This window comes from Kitasatospora sp. NPDC056181 (assembly GCF_042266225.1).
Lineage (GTDB): Bacteria > Actinomycetota > Actinomycetes > Streptomycetales > Streptomycetaceae > Kitasatospora.
The window spans coordinates 32,236-43,858 of the sequence record NZ_JBHJUK010000034.1 but is presented as its reverse complement, the minus strand read 5'-3'; the positions used below and the strand labels follow the sequence as shown (position 1 = coordinate 43,858).

Here is an 11,623-nt window from a genome sequence, read left to right as displayed (position 1 = left end):
AGCGTCAGTTGTGTATAAGAGACAGGGCCCGCCCCGGCGCGCCGACCGGCCGCTCAACGGCCGGTTGCCCAACGTCCGGTTGCTCGACGTCCGGTTGCCCGACGGCCCGGCTACTTGGCGGGTCCGGCTACTTGGCGAGCTCGGCAACGCCCGCCTGGGCGAACTGCTCGTCGAGGTCGCCACTGGGCGCGCCCGCGACGCCGATCGCCGCGATCGGCGCGCCCTTGGCCTGGACGGGGGCTCCGCCGGCCAGGAACAGCGTGCCCGGGATGTCCTTGAGGTTCGGCGCCTGGGCGAGGCGCTTGGCCAGCTCGGAGGTCGGCGCGTTCCAGGAGACGGCCGTGAACGCCTTGCGCTCGGCGGACTCCGGCGACTGCGGGCCGGCCCCGTCGCCCTTGAGCAGCACCCGGGTGATCCCGTCCCGGTCGACCACGGCGACCGAGACGTGCTGGCCGGCCTTGTTGGCCGCGTCCAGGGTGGCCTGGGCGGCCTTGGTGGCGGCCTCGATGGTCAGACCGGTGGTCTGGGTGAGGTTCTTGTTCTGGGTGTCGGCCTTCACCGCTGCGGCGACGGCCGGGGCCTCGGTGGTCTCGGCGCTGGCGGAGACGGCGCCCACGGTGGCGGCCGCGAGCGCGGCGGCGGCGACGGTACCGGTCAGCACGCGGGTGCGCACGGAGGTCTTCTTCATGGTCAGGCTCCTCGTCGGTTCGGTCGGGGCCACGGCCGGAACCAGGGGGACCGGATCGGGCTCGGCGGCTTCGGTACCGATCCTCCGGCCGCGGACCCCTCCCCCACATCGACGGTCCGGCGGCCGCTCGCGCGCATGATGGTTGACGGGCCCGTCAACCGATCGGCTGATGCGCGCCCCGGCCGGACGGGTCACCATCGAGGGATCGACGCAGGTCAGCGCTGGTCAGCGCCGATCAGCCCGGCAGGCCCGGCAGACCCGGCAGGCCCGGCGGGCCCAGTGAGCCGGTGAGCCGGACCGGTCGGCCCCGGGCAGCGCGGCAACCACCGCACCCGACGCGGAGTGAGGAGCGAGCACGTGGACCAGCCCGAGCCCGGCACCACCACCGCGCCCGGCACCGCCGGGGACCCGGACGCGGGCCGGCTGGCCGTCCTGCTCGACTCCGCCTTCCTGCTGCTGCTCGCCACCTCGCTCGGCCGCTACCTCGGCCACCACCCCGGCAACCCGCGCATCCCCTGGGTGGTCGGCCTCAGCCTCGCCCTGGCGGTCTCCCAGCCGGTCGGCTCCTGGCTGGCCCACCGCCGCCCGCCCGCTCCGGGGCAGCACCGCAGGCTCTGGCCGCTGGCCCTGGTGGTCGCGCTCTGGGTGGTGCTGGTGCTGCTGGCGCCGAGCTTCGCGTGGTGCGCCGTCCCGCTGGTCTACACGGCCCTGCGGACGCTGCCCGCGCGGGCGGCGATCCCGATGGTGGCGGCGCTCACGCTGCTGGTGGTGGTCGGCGAGGTCCGGCTGGGCGGCGTGGACGCCAACCTGATCCTGCTGCCGCCCGCGGTGGCGGCACTGGCCACCGGCGTCTTCCTCTTCATGGAGCGGCAGGCCGAGCGGCAGCGCGCGCTGATCCGCGACCTGCGCCGCACCCGGCGCGAACTCGCCGCCACGGAGCGGCGGGAGGGCACGCTGGCCGAGCGCGAACGGCTGGCCATGGAGATCCACGACACCCTGGCCCAGGGCCTCTCCAGCCAGCAGATGCTGCTCCAGGCCGCCGACCGCACATGGGACGCCGACCCGGCGACCGCCCGGACCCACGTGCGGACCGCCGCCGAGGTGGCGGCCCGCAACCTGGCCGAGGCCCGCCGTTTCGTCCACGACCTCGCACCGGCCGAACTCGCCGACGGCCGCACGCTGGACCAGGCGCTGAGTTCGCTCGCCGAGCGGGAGTCCGCCGAGAGCGGCCTGCCGGTCCGCTTCCACCTGGACGGCACCGCGGTGCCGCTGCCCGCCGCCGCCCAGTCCGCGCTGCTGCGGATCGCCCAGGGCGCGCTGGCCAACGTCCGGGAGCACGCGGGCGCTTCGGCCGCCGCGCTGACGCTCTCCTTCCTCGGCGACCAGGCCGTCCTGGACATCGCCGACAACGGCCGGGGGTTCCGGACCGACGGGACGGGTGACAGCGGGCAGCCCGCCGTTGGCGCCCGGTCCGACGCCGGACGCGGCCACGGACTGCCCGCGATGCGGGCCCGCTTGCGCCAGCTCGGTGGCACCCTGACCGTCGAGAGCACACCCGGCGAGGGCACCGTCGTCTCCGCCGCGATCCCGCTGGAGCCACGATGAGCGAGCGAACCGCCGACGGGCGGACGGTCGACGGACGGACGATCGACGGACGGACGATCGACGGACGAACCCCGGCCGGACAGACCTCCGACGGACAGACCCCCGACGGACAGACCCCCGCCAACCGAAACCCCGCCAACCGAACCCCCGCCGAACGAACGATCAAGAGGTGCGCATGAGCGCCGTCCCCGCGACACAGCCGGTCCGCCTACTGGTCTGTGACGACCACGCCGTCGTCCGGGCCGGCCTGCTGGCGCTGCTGGCCAGCGCCGGGGACATCGAGGTGGTCGGCGAGGCGAGCAACGGGGAGGAGGCGGTCGCCCTGGCCGCCCGGCTCGCGCCCCAGGTGGTGCTGATGGACCTCCAGCTCGGCGAGGGCATCGACGGCGTGGAGGCCACGCGCCGGATCACCGCCGCTCCCGGCGCTCCTCACGTCCTGGTCCTCACCACCTACGACACCGACGCCGACATCACCCGGGCGATCGGCGCGGGCGCCACCGGCTACCTGCTGAAGGCCGAGCGGCCGGAGGAACTGTTCGCCGCGGTGCACGCGGCGGCGCGCGGCCGCACCGTTCTCTCTCCGCCGGTCGCCTCCCGGGTGATGGCCCAGATGCGGGCGCCGGTCCCGCAGCTCACCGAGCGGGAGCAGGAGATCCTGGCTCAGTTGGCGCAGGGCCTGGGCAACCGGGAGATCGCCCGCGCGCTGTTCATCAGCGAGGCGACGGTGAAGACCCATCTGGGCCGGATCTACGACAAGTTGGGCGTCGACACCCGCTCCGGTGCAGTGGCCGTGGCCAAGGAGCGCAGACTGCTGCGCTGAGTGTCCGCGCGATCCCGCTCCGCAGCGAAGATGTGGATGTTTCGTGGATCCGATCATTGACAAACCAACCACTCGGTTTGTTAGCGTGGAGATCAACGACGCCTCCGGCCACCAGGGGAGCTCGCCGAGGCCTGTGCGGACCGCCCTCGTCCGAGGGCACTGCCAGGGGGGACGGCGCGGGCCGGGGAGTCCGGGGGGAGCGACGCGCGCCGAAGCCGTGCGACGAGGCGGCGCGGAGCGTGTCCGGGGGGACCCGCTCCGCGCCTCGCCTCCCCGCCCGACACCACCCCCGCGCCGGATCGCGCACCGCCTCGCCCCGGCTACCCCATGGCACTCCAGAACGGGCAGCACACCTCCGGCAGTCGCGCCAAGTAGCCCGGGGATCCCGGCACTTCGCCCCAGCTGCCGGCCGGCCGCTCCGACTGCTCCGGCCGCCCTGACTGCTCCGACCGCTCCGGCTGTTCCGGCTGTTCCGGCCGCTCCGACCGGGCCACTCCCGGCGAGACCGCCGTCAGCCGCGCTTCACCCAGCTCGCCGAACTCCAGCGCGAGCCGGTAGCCGTCCGGCGTGGTCGCCGCGAGGCCGGGCCGCTCGCGTCCGGCGTTCACCGAGGTCACGGTCCAGCCGCGCCGGCGCCACTGCGTCTCGACCATGGCCGGCAGCGCCGCCCGACGGGCCGCCGAGACGATGGTGACGATGTCCCGGCTCCGGCCGACGTACCAGTGCACGGCCGCGTCATCCGGACCCGACCCCGGCAGCGGCAGTCGCGCACCGGCCCGAGCGGCCCCGTGCCGCCAGGTGAGCGGCGGCCGGACGGCGTCCAACGAGTCCTGTAACAGGCTCTCGCAGCGCACGGCGGCCGCCGCCTGGTCCACCGGCGCGGTACGCGCGGACGGGACGGCCGGCGGCGCGGACGCCGGCAGCGTTCCGGCGGGAGTCTCGACGTTCACTTCGGCACCACCTGGCTGCACCGGGGCCTCCGTCTTCTCCCGGCGTTCAACCCGGGAAGGGATTCCGTTCCTCTGCACTCCCTGGACGGCCCGCCGCGCCGTGCCAGTTCCGCCGCCGACGTACCGGGCGCACGTTCTGCCGCTCCCGTACACATCGGCCGGACCCCTTCACTCAACCACCTCGGCCGAGCTCGGCCGCCCGGACCACGTCGGCCGCCCCTGCCGCGCCGCAGGGCCGACATGCATACACTGCACCGAGTAGTGTAACCAGCCCGAAGGAGAGACCGCCCGATGACCCCAGGGACCCCAGGAACCCCGGCACCCTCCGGGGCACCCGCACCGGCCACGGGCTCGCGCCGGATGCCGGAGAAGCGGCAGGCCATCGCCCGCGCGGCGAGCACGGTCTTCGGCCGCGAGGGCTACACCCGCGCCAGCGTGGACGCGATCGCCGCCGAGGCGGGGGTGTCCAAGCGGACCATCTACAACCACTTCGGGGACAAGGAGAAGCTGTTCCTCTCCGTCGCCCTGGAGACCGCCGGCGAGCTGACCGAGGTCATCGCCGCCCTGGCCGACCGCCACCTGCACAAGATCGTCGATCTGGAGGCCGACCTCACCGCGTTCGCCCTCGACCGCGCCCGGGCCGTCCTCACCGCGGGCGACCACTCCGCGCTCGGCCGCACGATCCGCGCCGAGGCCGGCAACATCCCGCCCGAGGTCCTCGGCGCCTGGCTGGACGCGGGCCCGCTCGCCTCCCAGCGCGACCTCGCCGCGCACTTCGGCCGCCTCGCCGACCAGGGGCTGCTGCACATCGAGGACGCGACGCTGGCCGCGACCCAGTTCACCCTGCTGACGTTCAGCGGGGCCGCCGACGCCAGCTTCTTCGGCGCGATCCCGCTCCCCGACGCCGACCTGGAGGCGGGCGTCACCGCCGGCATCCGGGCCTTCCTGCGCCTGTACGGCTGACGCCACCCCGCCTCCGCCACGGAGAGGGCCGCCCCCGGAACGAACGGGGTCGGCCCTCTCCGCACACCGGCCCTCGCCCCGCACACACCCCGGCCGCGCACGCACCCCGGCCGCACGCACCCCGGCCACGTACGCACCCCGGCCGCACATCCGGCCGGGCCGCACACCGGCCCCCGCCACGCACCCGGCCTCGCACAGCTCTCGCCCCGCCCGACATTGCACTGCACGGTGTAGTTGAATCAATGCCCTGCACCGTGTAGTTTACTTTCTTGTCAGCACCTCACCCCCTCCGAAGGGACCACCCGCCATGCCCACCATCACCGTCGACGCCGCCCGCATCCCCTACCGCGTCGTGGGCGACGGCCCCGAGACCGTGATCCTCGTCCACGGCACCGGCCCCGGCTCCGGCATGTGGGACAACCTGCTGGACGCCTTCACCGACCGCTACACCCTGCTGCTCCCCGACCTGTCGGGCAGCGAGGCCGCCGAGGACGACGGCGCCGAACTGACCATCGACGCCCTCGCCGCCCAGGTCAACGCCGTCATCGAGCACGCCGGGCGCGGCCCCGTCCACGTGGTCGGCTTCTCGCTCGGCGCCGTCATCGCCACCGCCGCGGCGGCCCGCCGCCCCGACCAGGTGCGCCGCCTGGTCGCCGCCTCGGGCTGGATCAACTCGGACGACGAGTACCTGCGCAACATGATGACCGTCTGGCTCTCCCTCGCCGGCGACCCGGCCGCCTTCGGCCGCTACGCCACCCTCACCGCCTTCAGCCGCGGGTTCCTCAACCGGATCGGCCGCGAGGGCGTCGAGGCCGCCGCCGCCTTCATGCAGCCGACCCCCGGCACCCTGCGGCACATCGCCCTCGACCTCGACCTCGACATCACCACCCTGCTCCCCCACGTCCAGGCCCCGACCCTGGTCATCGGCTGCACCCAGGACGCCACCATCCCGGTGGAGAACGCGCGCCGCCTGCACGCGGCCATCGCCGGCAGCGAGTACGCCGAGTTCGACACCGGCCACGTCGTGCTCGCCGAGCAGCCCGAGGCGTTCACCCGGACCGTCCGCGACTTCCTCGCCGCCGCCTGAGCCCCGCCGCCCGAGCCCTGCATCCAGGGGCCCGCGCCGCCCGGAATCCCCGCCGCCCGAGCCCCGACAGGCAGGGACACCGCCACCCGGGCGGCGATGTGACCTGCGTCACATTCGCCGCCCCCGTCGTCACACTTCGGGCCTCCGATCCGCTCATAGGGTGTCGCCGCCGCACGCCACCCCTCGCAGACAGGAGGCAGCAGATGAAACTCACCATCCTCGCCGCCACCGGCGGTATCGGACGGCAGCTCCTCGCCCAGGCCATCGCGGCGGGCCACGACGTCACCGCCGTGGTCCGCAACCCGGCCGGGCTGTCCGACACCACCGGCCGCGCACCCGCCGCACAGACCGTCCGGGCTGCACAGGACGTCCGGGTCGTCCAGGCCGATCTGGCCGCCGCCGAACCGGCCGCCCTGCGCACCGCGATCGCCGACGCGGACGCCGTGCTCTCCGCCCTCGGCCCGCGCTCCGGCGCCGAGGCCGGGGTCGCCTGGCGCGGCACCCGGTCCGTGGCCGCCGCCATGCGCGAGGTCGGTGTCCAGCGCCTGATCGTGGTCAGCGCGGCCCCGATCGGCACCGTCCCCTCGCCCGCCCGCCCGGAGCCGCCCCGGCACGACCCGGGGGACGGCTTCTTCATGCGCCACCTCGGCGCACCGCTCACCCGGGCCGCGCTCCGCCGCCACTACGCCGACCTGGCGCAGATGGAGGACGTGGTCCGCGCGAGCGGGCTCGACTGGACGATCGTCCGCCCGCCCCGCCTCACCGACAAGCCGCTCACCCGCGACTATCGGACGGCGTACGGGCGCAACGTGCGCCGCGGCCTCTCGGTCGCCCGCGCCGACGTCGCCCACTGCATGCTCGGCCTGCTGGACCGCCCCGAGTCGGTCCACCGGACCGTCGGCGTCGCCAACTGACCCCCGGACGACCATGACAGACCTATCGTCAGACATCGGACAGGGGCCGGCCCGCCGCGACCCGGCGGAGCCCGACGACGGATTGCGACGGCGCACGATGAACCACGACGAATCCCTGGCCCGGCAGTTCGAGCAGCAGCGCCCCCGGCTGAGGTCGGTCGCCTACCGGATGCTCGGCTCCCTGAGCGAGGCCGAGGACGCCGTCCAGGAGACCTGGTTCCGGCTCAGCCGCGCCGACGCCTCCCGGGTCGACAACCTGGCCGGCTGGCTGACCACCGTCGTCGGCCGGGTCTGCCTCGACCAGCTCCGCTCCCGCGCCGCCCGGCGCGAGGAGCCGCTGGAAACCCACGTGCCCGACCCGGTGATCGGCCGGGTCGACGCCGCCGACCCCGAACAGGCGGCGCTGCTGGCCGACTCGGTGGGCCTGGCCATGATGGTCGTCCTCGACACCCTGCCGCCGGCCGAGCGGCTCGCCTTCGTCCTGCACGACATGTTCGCCGTCCCCTTCGACGACCTCGCCCCGATCGTCGACCGCACCCCCGCCGCCACCCGGCAGCTGGCCAGCCGAGCCCGCCGCCGGGTCCGCGGGGCGGCCACCCCGGAGACCGACCTCACACGCCAGCGCGTCGTTCTGGACGCCTTCCTCGCCGCCTCCCGCACCGGCGACTTCGAGGCCCTGGTCACCCTGCTCGACCCGGACGTCACCCTCCGCGCGGACGTCGGCGCCACCCGCTTCGGCGCCCTGCCCCTCCTCGTCCACGGCGCCGCCGCCGTCGCCCAGCAGGCGCTGCTCTTCCGCGGCCTGGCCCCGCTCGCACGCCCGGCCCTGGTCAACGGCACCCTCGGCCTGGTCACCGCCCCCGACGGCCGACTGTTCTCCGTCCTCGCACTCACCGTCGTCGACGGCCGGATCACCGAGATCAACCTCCTCGCCGACCCCGACCGGCTCCGCACCCTCCCCGTCCCGCCGCTCTGACCGGCCGTCCCGCCCGCCACCCCGTACGCCCGAGCACACCGCGCCCCGGCCGGCAAGGCCTGCGCCAGAACGTCCGATTACCGATCCCCCCGGGAACACGAACTGACCGTCCGTCAGTTCACGGAGCGAAGAGGGCGACGGGCCCCGGCCGTGGACGACGGACGACCCGCGCCCCACCGACTGACGAATGACCAGGAGACATCCGTGCGCATACTCTTCACCGGCCCGGCCGCGGCCGGCCACCTCTTCCCGATGATCCCGACCGCGCAGGCCCTGCGCAGCGCCGGGCACGAAGTGCTGTTCGCCGGTTCGAGGCCGCTGGAGCCGCTCCGGGCCGCCGGCTTCCCGATCACCGAGATCGGCGACGGCCGCACCGTCCGGGAGGCGTTCGAGCAGCACACCGGGGAGAAGGTCCAGTACGTCGCGGCCGACAAGACCCAGGACGAGATCCTCGACATGGCGGCCAGGGGCTTCGCCATCGCCTCCCGCTCCACCGTCGACGGCCTGCTCGCCGTCGCCGGCGACTGGGGTGCCGACCTGCTGGTCTTCGACTCCTTCCAGGCCTCCGCCCCGCTGGTCGCGGCCAAGCTCAAGATCCCCTCGGCGATCCAGAACTTCGGCGTCACCTCGGGCCACGGCATGGCCGCGCGGATCGCCGCGAACTTCACCGACGTCTACGAGGCCCACGGCCTGTCCGGCCCCGCCGCGGCCACCGCCCTGAACGTCGTCCCCGCCTCGCTCGGCGGCGACCCGGACGGCCTGCGGATGCGCTACATCCCCTACAACGGCGGCGGTCTCGTCCCCGCCGGCCTGCTCAGCCGCGGCGACCGCCCGCGCGTCGCCGTGACCCTGGGCACCGTCCTCACCGAGCTGGACGGCGTCCGCGCGATCGTCCGCCTCATCGAGGCCGCCGCCGCGGTGGACGCCGAGTTCCTGCTCGCCGTCGGCGACGCCGACCTCTCCCCGCTCGGCACCCTCCCCGCCAACGTCCGCGCGCTGCCCTGGGTCCCGCTCGCTGAACTGCTCACCACCTCCGACGCGTTGATCCACCACGGCGGCTCCGGCACCATGCTCACCGCCCTCCAGGCCGGCATCCCCCAGCTCCTGCTCCCGCAGGGCGCCGACCACTTCGCCAACGCCGACGCCCTCACCGCCACGGGCGCGGCCCTGCGCTCCGCCTCCGACGACGTCGACACCCCGCTCCTCACCCGCCTCCTCACCGACCCGGCCCTCCGCACGGCCGCCACCGCCCTCCAGGCCGAGAACGCCGCCCTCCCGTCCCCGGCCACCCTCGTCCCCGCCCTCGAAGCCCTCGCCGCCGCCCACTGACCCACCCCGGCACCCCTGCACTCCGGTGTCCCTGCACCCCGGAGGCCAACGGGCCCCGCCCGGCGAAAGCCGGACGGGGTCCTGTCCTTGCCGAACCCCACCACGCCGACCACGCGCCCTCCGGCGCCGCACCTGACGAGACGCACGTCACATCCGCTCCATGTCACAACCCGCCGGGCTGTCCTGTCTTAAGGGCGAGAGCGGACAACGACAAGGAGTGCACGATGGAAGCCCGTCTGAACGTCTTCACCAACCCGGTCACCGCCAAGTTCGGCAAGCACCTCGTCGCGGCGGGCAAGGTCCTCGCGGACTCGACGCTGCCGTTCGCGACGCAGGAACTGGTCAAGCTGCGCGCCAGCCAGATCAACGGCTGCGGCTTCTGCGTCGACATGCACACCAAGGACGCCGCGCACGCCGGGGAGACCGCGACGCGCCTCAACCTGGTCGCCGCCTGGCGGGAGGCCACGGTGTTCACCGACGCCGAGCGCGCCGCCCTCGAACTCGCGGAGGAGGGCACCCGCATCGCCGACGCGGCCGGCGGAGTCCCGGACGAGGTCTGGGCGAACGCCGCCAAGTACTACGACGAGGACCAGCTCGCGGCCCTGGTGTGCGGCATCGCCCTCATCAACGCCTTCAACCGCGCGAACGTCATGATCCGGCAGCCCGCCGGCGACTACCAGCCCGGACAGTTCTCCTGAGCCACGCCCGGGCCGCCTCCGCGGCCCGGGGCCGGTTCGCCGCCCACCCCTTCCACACCTGACCTCGAACGGCAGGCCCCGGGTCGCCGACCCGGGGCCTGCCGCCGTTGCGGCCCACCACCGTGCCGAGGCCCGGGAAACTTTCCGGGCGGGGCCCGAATCCTTCGGCACGGTCCGCGCCTCTTATACCCGTGCCGACAAACGTCGGGACAGGACCTGGAGGTTGTCGTGATCCTCGGTGTCGGTATCGCCGTCGCACTGGTGCTGCTCTGCACCTGCATGCTCGTCGTGAAGCGCAAGCGGGGCGGGCGTGGCTGATTCGGCCTGGCCCGGCGAACAGCTGGTCGTCGCCGCGCAGCGCGGTGACGTCGATTCGATCGCCGCGCTGGTGTCGGGCGCACACCCGAACGTGCAGCGGTTCGCCCACTCCCTCTGCGCCACCCCGGAGGACGCCGAGGACGCGGCGCAGGAAGCCCTGATCATCCTGTACCGCAAGATCGGGATGCTGCGGGCCTCCGGCGCACTGGCGTCGTGGATGTTCCGCATCGTCCGCAACGAGTGCCTGCGGCGGGCACGGACGGCGATGCGGGACCTCCCACCGCTGCAGGACACCGCCGTGGCCTCGGCCGAGGAGGAGGCCCTGCAACGGCTCGATGCCGGCAGGGTGGCGGCGGCGATCGCCGCCCTGCCCGTCGACCAGCGCCGCGTGCTGATCATGCGAGACGTCCAGGGCCTCAGCGGACGGACGGTGGCCGATGCGCTGGGTCTCACCACGGCGGCGATGAAGTCGCGTCTGCACCGAGCACGCGCAGCGGTCCAACTCACGCTGCGTTCCACACCCGGCCCAGCTTCTGGAGGGAACCATGACGGGAACGAAGCCTGACGGTCCCGACTTCGCGAGCGCTTCGCTGCCCCGGCACCTGACGCGCGGCGCGGTGGGGTTCGGCGCACTGGTCGGCTCCGTCGCACTCATACCGGTCGTCGGCCCGGTCAGCCTGCTGCTCCTGCCGGTCGGCCTGCTCGCGCTGCGCGGGTGTCCGATGTGCTGGGCGATCGGGCTGGCGCAGACCGTTTCGAGGGGCCGGCTGCAGCGCTCCTGCGAGAACGGCCAGTGCAGTCTGGTCGTCGCCGGCCACGACAAGCACACCGCCAGAACGGTCACCGCCCCCACGGGCCTTCACGTGGCCGCGCAGGTGGACCTGCTCAAGGGCGCCGGAGCGGACCGCCCGCAGGCCGCCGCCGCCAGCCGCCGCTGAGCGGGCACCCGGCGGGCGGACTCCACCACGCGGACGTCGCAGCGGCGCCCCTCCGGCACCGATCCGGCCCGGCGGAGCGGATCGGCCCGGACAACGCGAAAGCCCCAGGTCATCGACCTGGGGCTTTCCTTCGGAGCGGGCGACGAGAATCGAACTCGCGCTCTAAGCTTGGGAAGCTCATGTTCTACCATTAAACTACGCCCGCCTGACGAGCCGTCAGAGACCGCTCGATCCGTCATCACTGTACCCCATCCGTGAGGCCTGTTGCACAGGTGACGGGGGGCCGTGGCGGAGCCGTGCGGGGGCGGGGTGGGGGCGTACTGTTTGGGCCGCGTGA

General features: G+C 74.2%; 12 protein-coding genes and 1 tRNA gene. 10 read left to right on the top strand and 3 right to left on the bottom strand.

Going from position 1 to position 11,623, the window contains the following annotated elements; genetic code table 11:
- Nucleotides 1-127: 127 nt before the first annotated feature.
- Nucleotides 128-688 (bottom strand): heme-binding protein, encoded by a 561-nt coding sequence (locus ACFC1F_RS15925; RefSeq protein ID WP_209415603.1) that lies wholly within the window; start codon nt 686-688, stop codon nt 128-130.
- Between the two features lie 357 nt (nt 689-1,045).
- Between ACFC1F_RS15925 and ACFC1F_RS15920 the strand changes: the two genes are divergently transcribed.
- Together ACFC1F_RS15920 and ACFC1F_RS15915 are read left to right on the top strand one after the other, a co-directional pair.
- Entirely contained in the window at nt 1,046-2,293 is a 1,248-nt protein-coding gene (locus ACFC1F_RS15920) for a sensor histidine kinase (RefSeq protein WP_376158726.1), read from the top strand.
- Between the two features lie 175 nt (nt 2,294-2,468).
- A complete protein-coding gene (locus ACFC1F_RS15915; RefSeq protein ID WP_376158724.1) occupies nt 2,469-3,113 on the top strand; it encodes a response regulator in 645 nt (214 codons plus the stop codon).
- A 320-nt stretch (nt 3,114-3,433) separates the two neighbouring features.
- Here the strand turns inward: ACFC1F_RS15915 and ACFC1F_RS15910 are convergent, their stop codons facing one another.
- Complete coding sequence (locus ACFC1F_RS15910; RefSeq protein WP_376158722.1) at nt 3,434-4,063, bottom strand: hypothetical protein; 630 nt, start codon at nt 4,061-4,063, stop codon at nt 3,434-3,436.
- Between the two features lie 291 nt (nt 4,064-4,354).
- Here ACFC1F_RS15910 and ACFC1F_RS15905 point away from each other — a divergent pair, with 291 nt between their 5' ends.
- From ACFC1F_RS15905 to ACFC1F_RS15870, 8 genes are all read left to right on the top strand, one after another.
- Nucleotides 4,355-5,026, top strand: coding sequence for a TetR/AcrR family transcriptional regulator (locus ACFC1F_RS15905; protein WP_376158720.1), 672 nt, complete (start codon nt 4,355-4,357; stop codon nt 5,024-5,026).
- 307 nt (nt 5,027-5,333) lie between these two features.
- Nucleotides 5,334-6,113, top strand: a complete 780-nt coding sequence (locus ACFC1F_RS15900) for an alpha/beta fold hydrolase (RefSeq protein ID WP_209415608.1) — start codon at nt 5,334-5,336, stop codon at nt 6,111-6,113.
- 203 nt (nt 6,114-6,316) lie between these two features.
- A complete protein-coding gene (locus ACFC1F_RS15895; protein WP_376158718.1) occupies nt 6,317-7,027 on the top strand; it encodes an NAD(P)-dependent oxidoreductase in 711 nt (236 codons plus the stop codon).
- Between the two features lie 97 nt (nt 7,028-7,124).
- Nucleotides 7,125-8,003 carry an RNA polymerase sigma factor SigJ gene (gene sigJ / locus ACFC1F_RS15890; protein WP_376158716.1) on the top strand — a complete coding sequence of 293 codons (879 nt, stop codon included), beginning with the start codon at nt 7,125-7,127 and terminating at the stop codon, nt 8,001-8,003.
- A gap of 204 nt (nt 8,004-8,207) precedes the next feature.
- Nucleotides 8,208-9,332, top strand: coding sequence for a nucleotide disphospho-sugar-binding domain-containing protein (locus tag ACFC1F_RS15885; RefSeq protein WP_376158714.1), 1,125 nt, complete (start codon nt 8,208-8,210; stop codon nt 9,330-9,332).
- A gap of 224 nt (nt 9,333-9,556) precedes the next feature.
- Nucleotides 9,557-10,030, top strand: coding sequence for a carboxymuconolactone decarboxylase family protein (locus tag ACFC1F_RS15880; RefSeq protein WP_376158712.1), 474 nt, complete (start codon nt 9,557-9,559; stop codon nt 10,028-10,030).
- Between the two features lie 310 nt (nt 10,031-10,340).
- A complete protein-coding gene (locus ACFC1F_RS15875) occupies nt 10,341-10,913 on the top strand; it encodes an RNA polymerase sigma factor (RefSeq protein WP_376158710.1) in 573 nt (190 codons plus the stop codon).
- Nucleotides 10,894-11,286, top strand: a complete 393-nt coding sequence (locus ACFC1F_RS15870; RefSeq protein WP_376158708.1) for a hypothetical protein — start codon at nt 10,894-10,896, stop codon at nt 11,284-11,286. Before ACFC1F_RS15875 ends, ACFC1F_RS15870 begins: the two co-directional genes overlap by 20 nt.
- A 134-nt stretch (nt 11,287-11,420) precedes the next feature.
- Here the strand turns inward: ACFC1F_RS15870 and ACFC1F_RS15865 are convergent.
- Nucleotides 11,421-11,491: transfer RNA gene (locus ACFC1F_RS15865), tRNA-Gly, on the bottom strand.
- Between the last annotated feature and the right edge of the window lie 132 nt (nt 11,492-11,623).

Coding starts and splice junctions, on each gene's coding strand:
- ACFC1F_RS15915 (WP_376158724.1), top strand. CDS start 2,469: ATGAGCGCCGTCCCCGCGACACAGCCGGTCCGCCTACTGGTCTGTGAC.
- ACFC1F_RS15925 (WP_209415603.1), bottom strand. CDS start 688: ATGAAGAAGACCTCCGTGCGCACCCGCGTGCTGACCGGTACCGTCGCC.
- ACFC1F_RS15895 (WP_376158718.1), top strand. CDS start 6,317: ATGAAACTCACCATCCTCGCCGCCACCGGCGGTATCGGACGGCAGCTC.
- ACFC1F_RS15870 (WP_376158708.1), top strand. CDS start 10,894: ATGACGGGAACGAAGCCTGACGGTCCCGACTTCGCGAGCGCTTCGCTG.
- ACFC1F_RS15905 (WP_376158720.1), top strand. CDS start 4,355: ATGACCCCAGGGACCCCAGGAACCCCGGCACCCTCCGGGGCACCCGCA.
- sigJ (WP_376158716.1), top strand. CDS start 7,125: ATGAACCACGACGAATCCCTGGCCCGGCAGTTCGAGCAGCAGCGCCCC.
- ACFC1F_RS15900 (WP_209415608.1), top strand. CDS start 5,334: ATGCCCACCATCACCGTCGACGCCGCCCGCATCCCCTACCGCGTCGTG.
- ACFC1F_RS15880 (WP_376158712.1), top strand. CDS start 9,557: ATGGAAGCCCGTCTGAACGTCTTCACCAACCCGGTCACCGCCAAGTTC.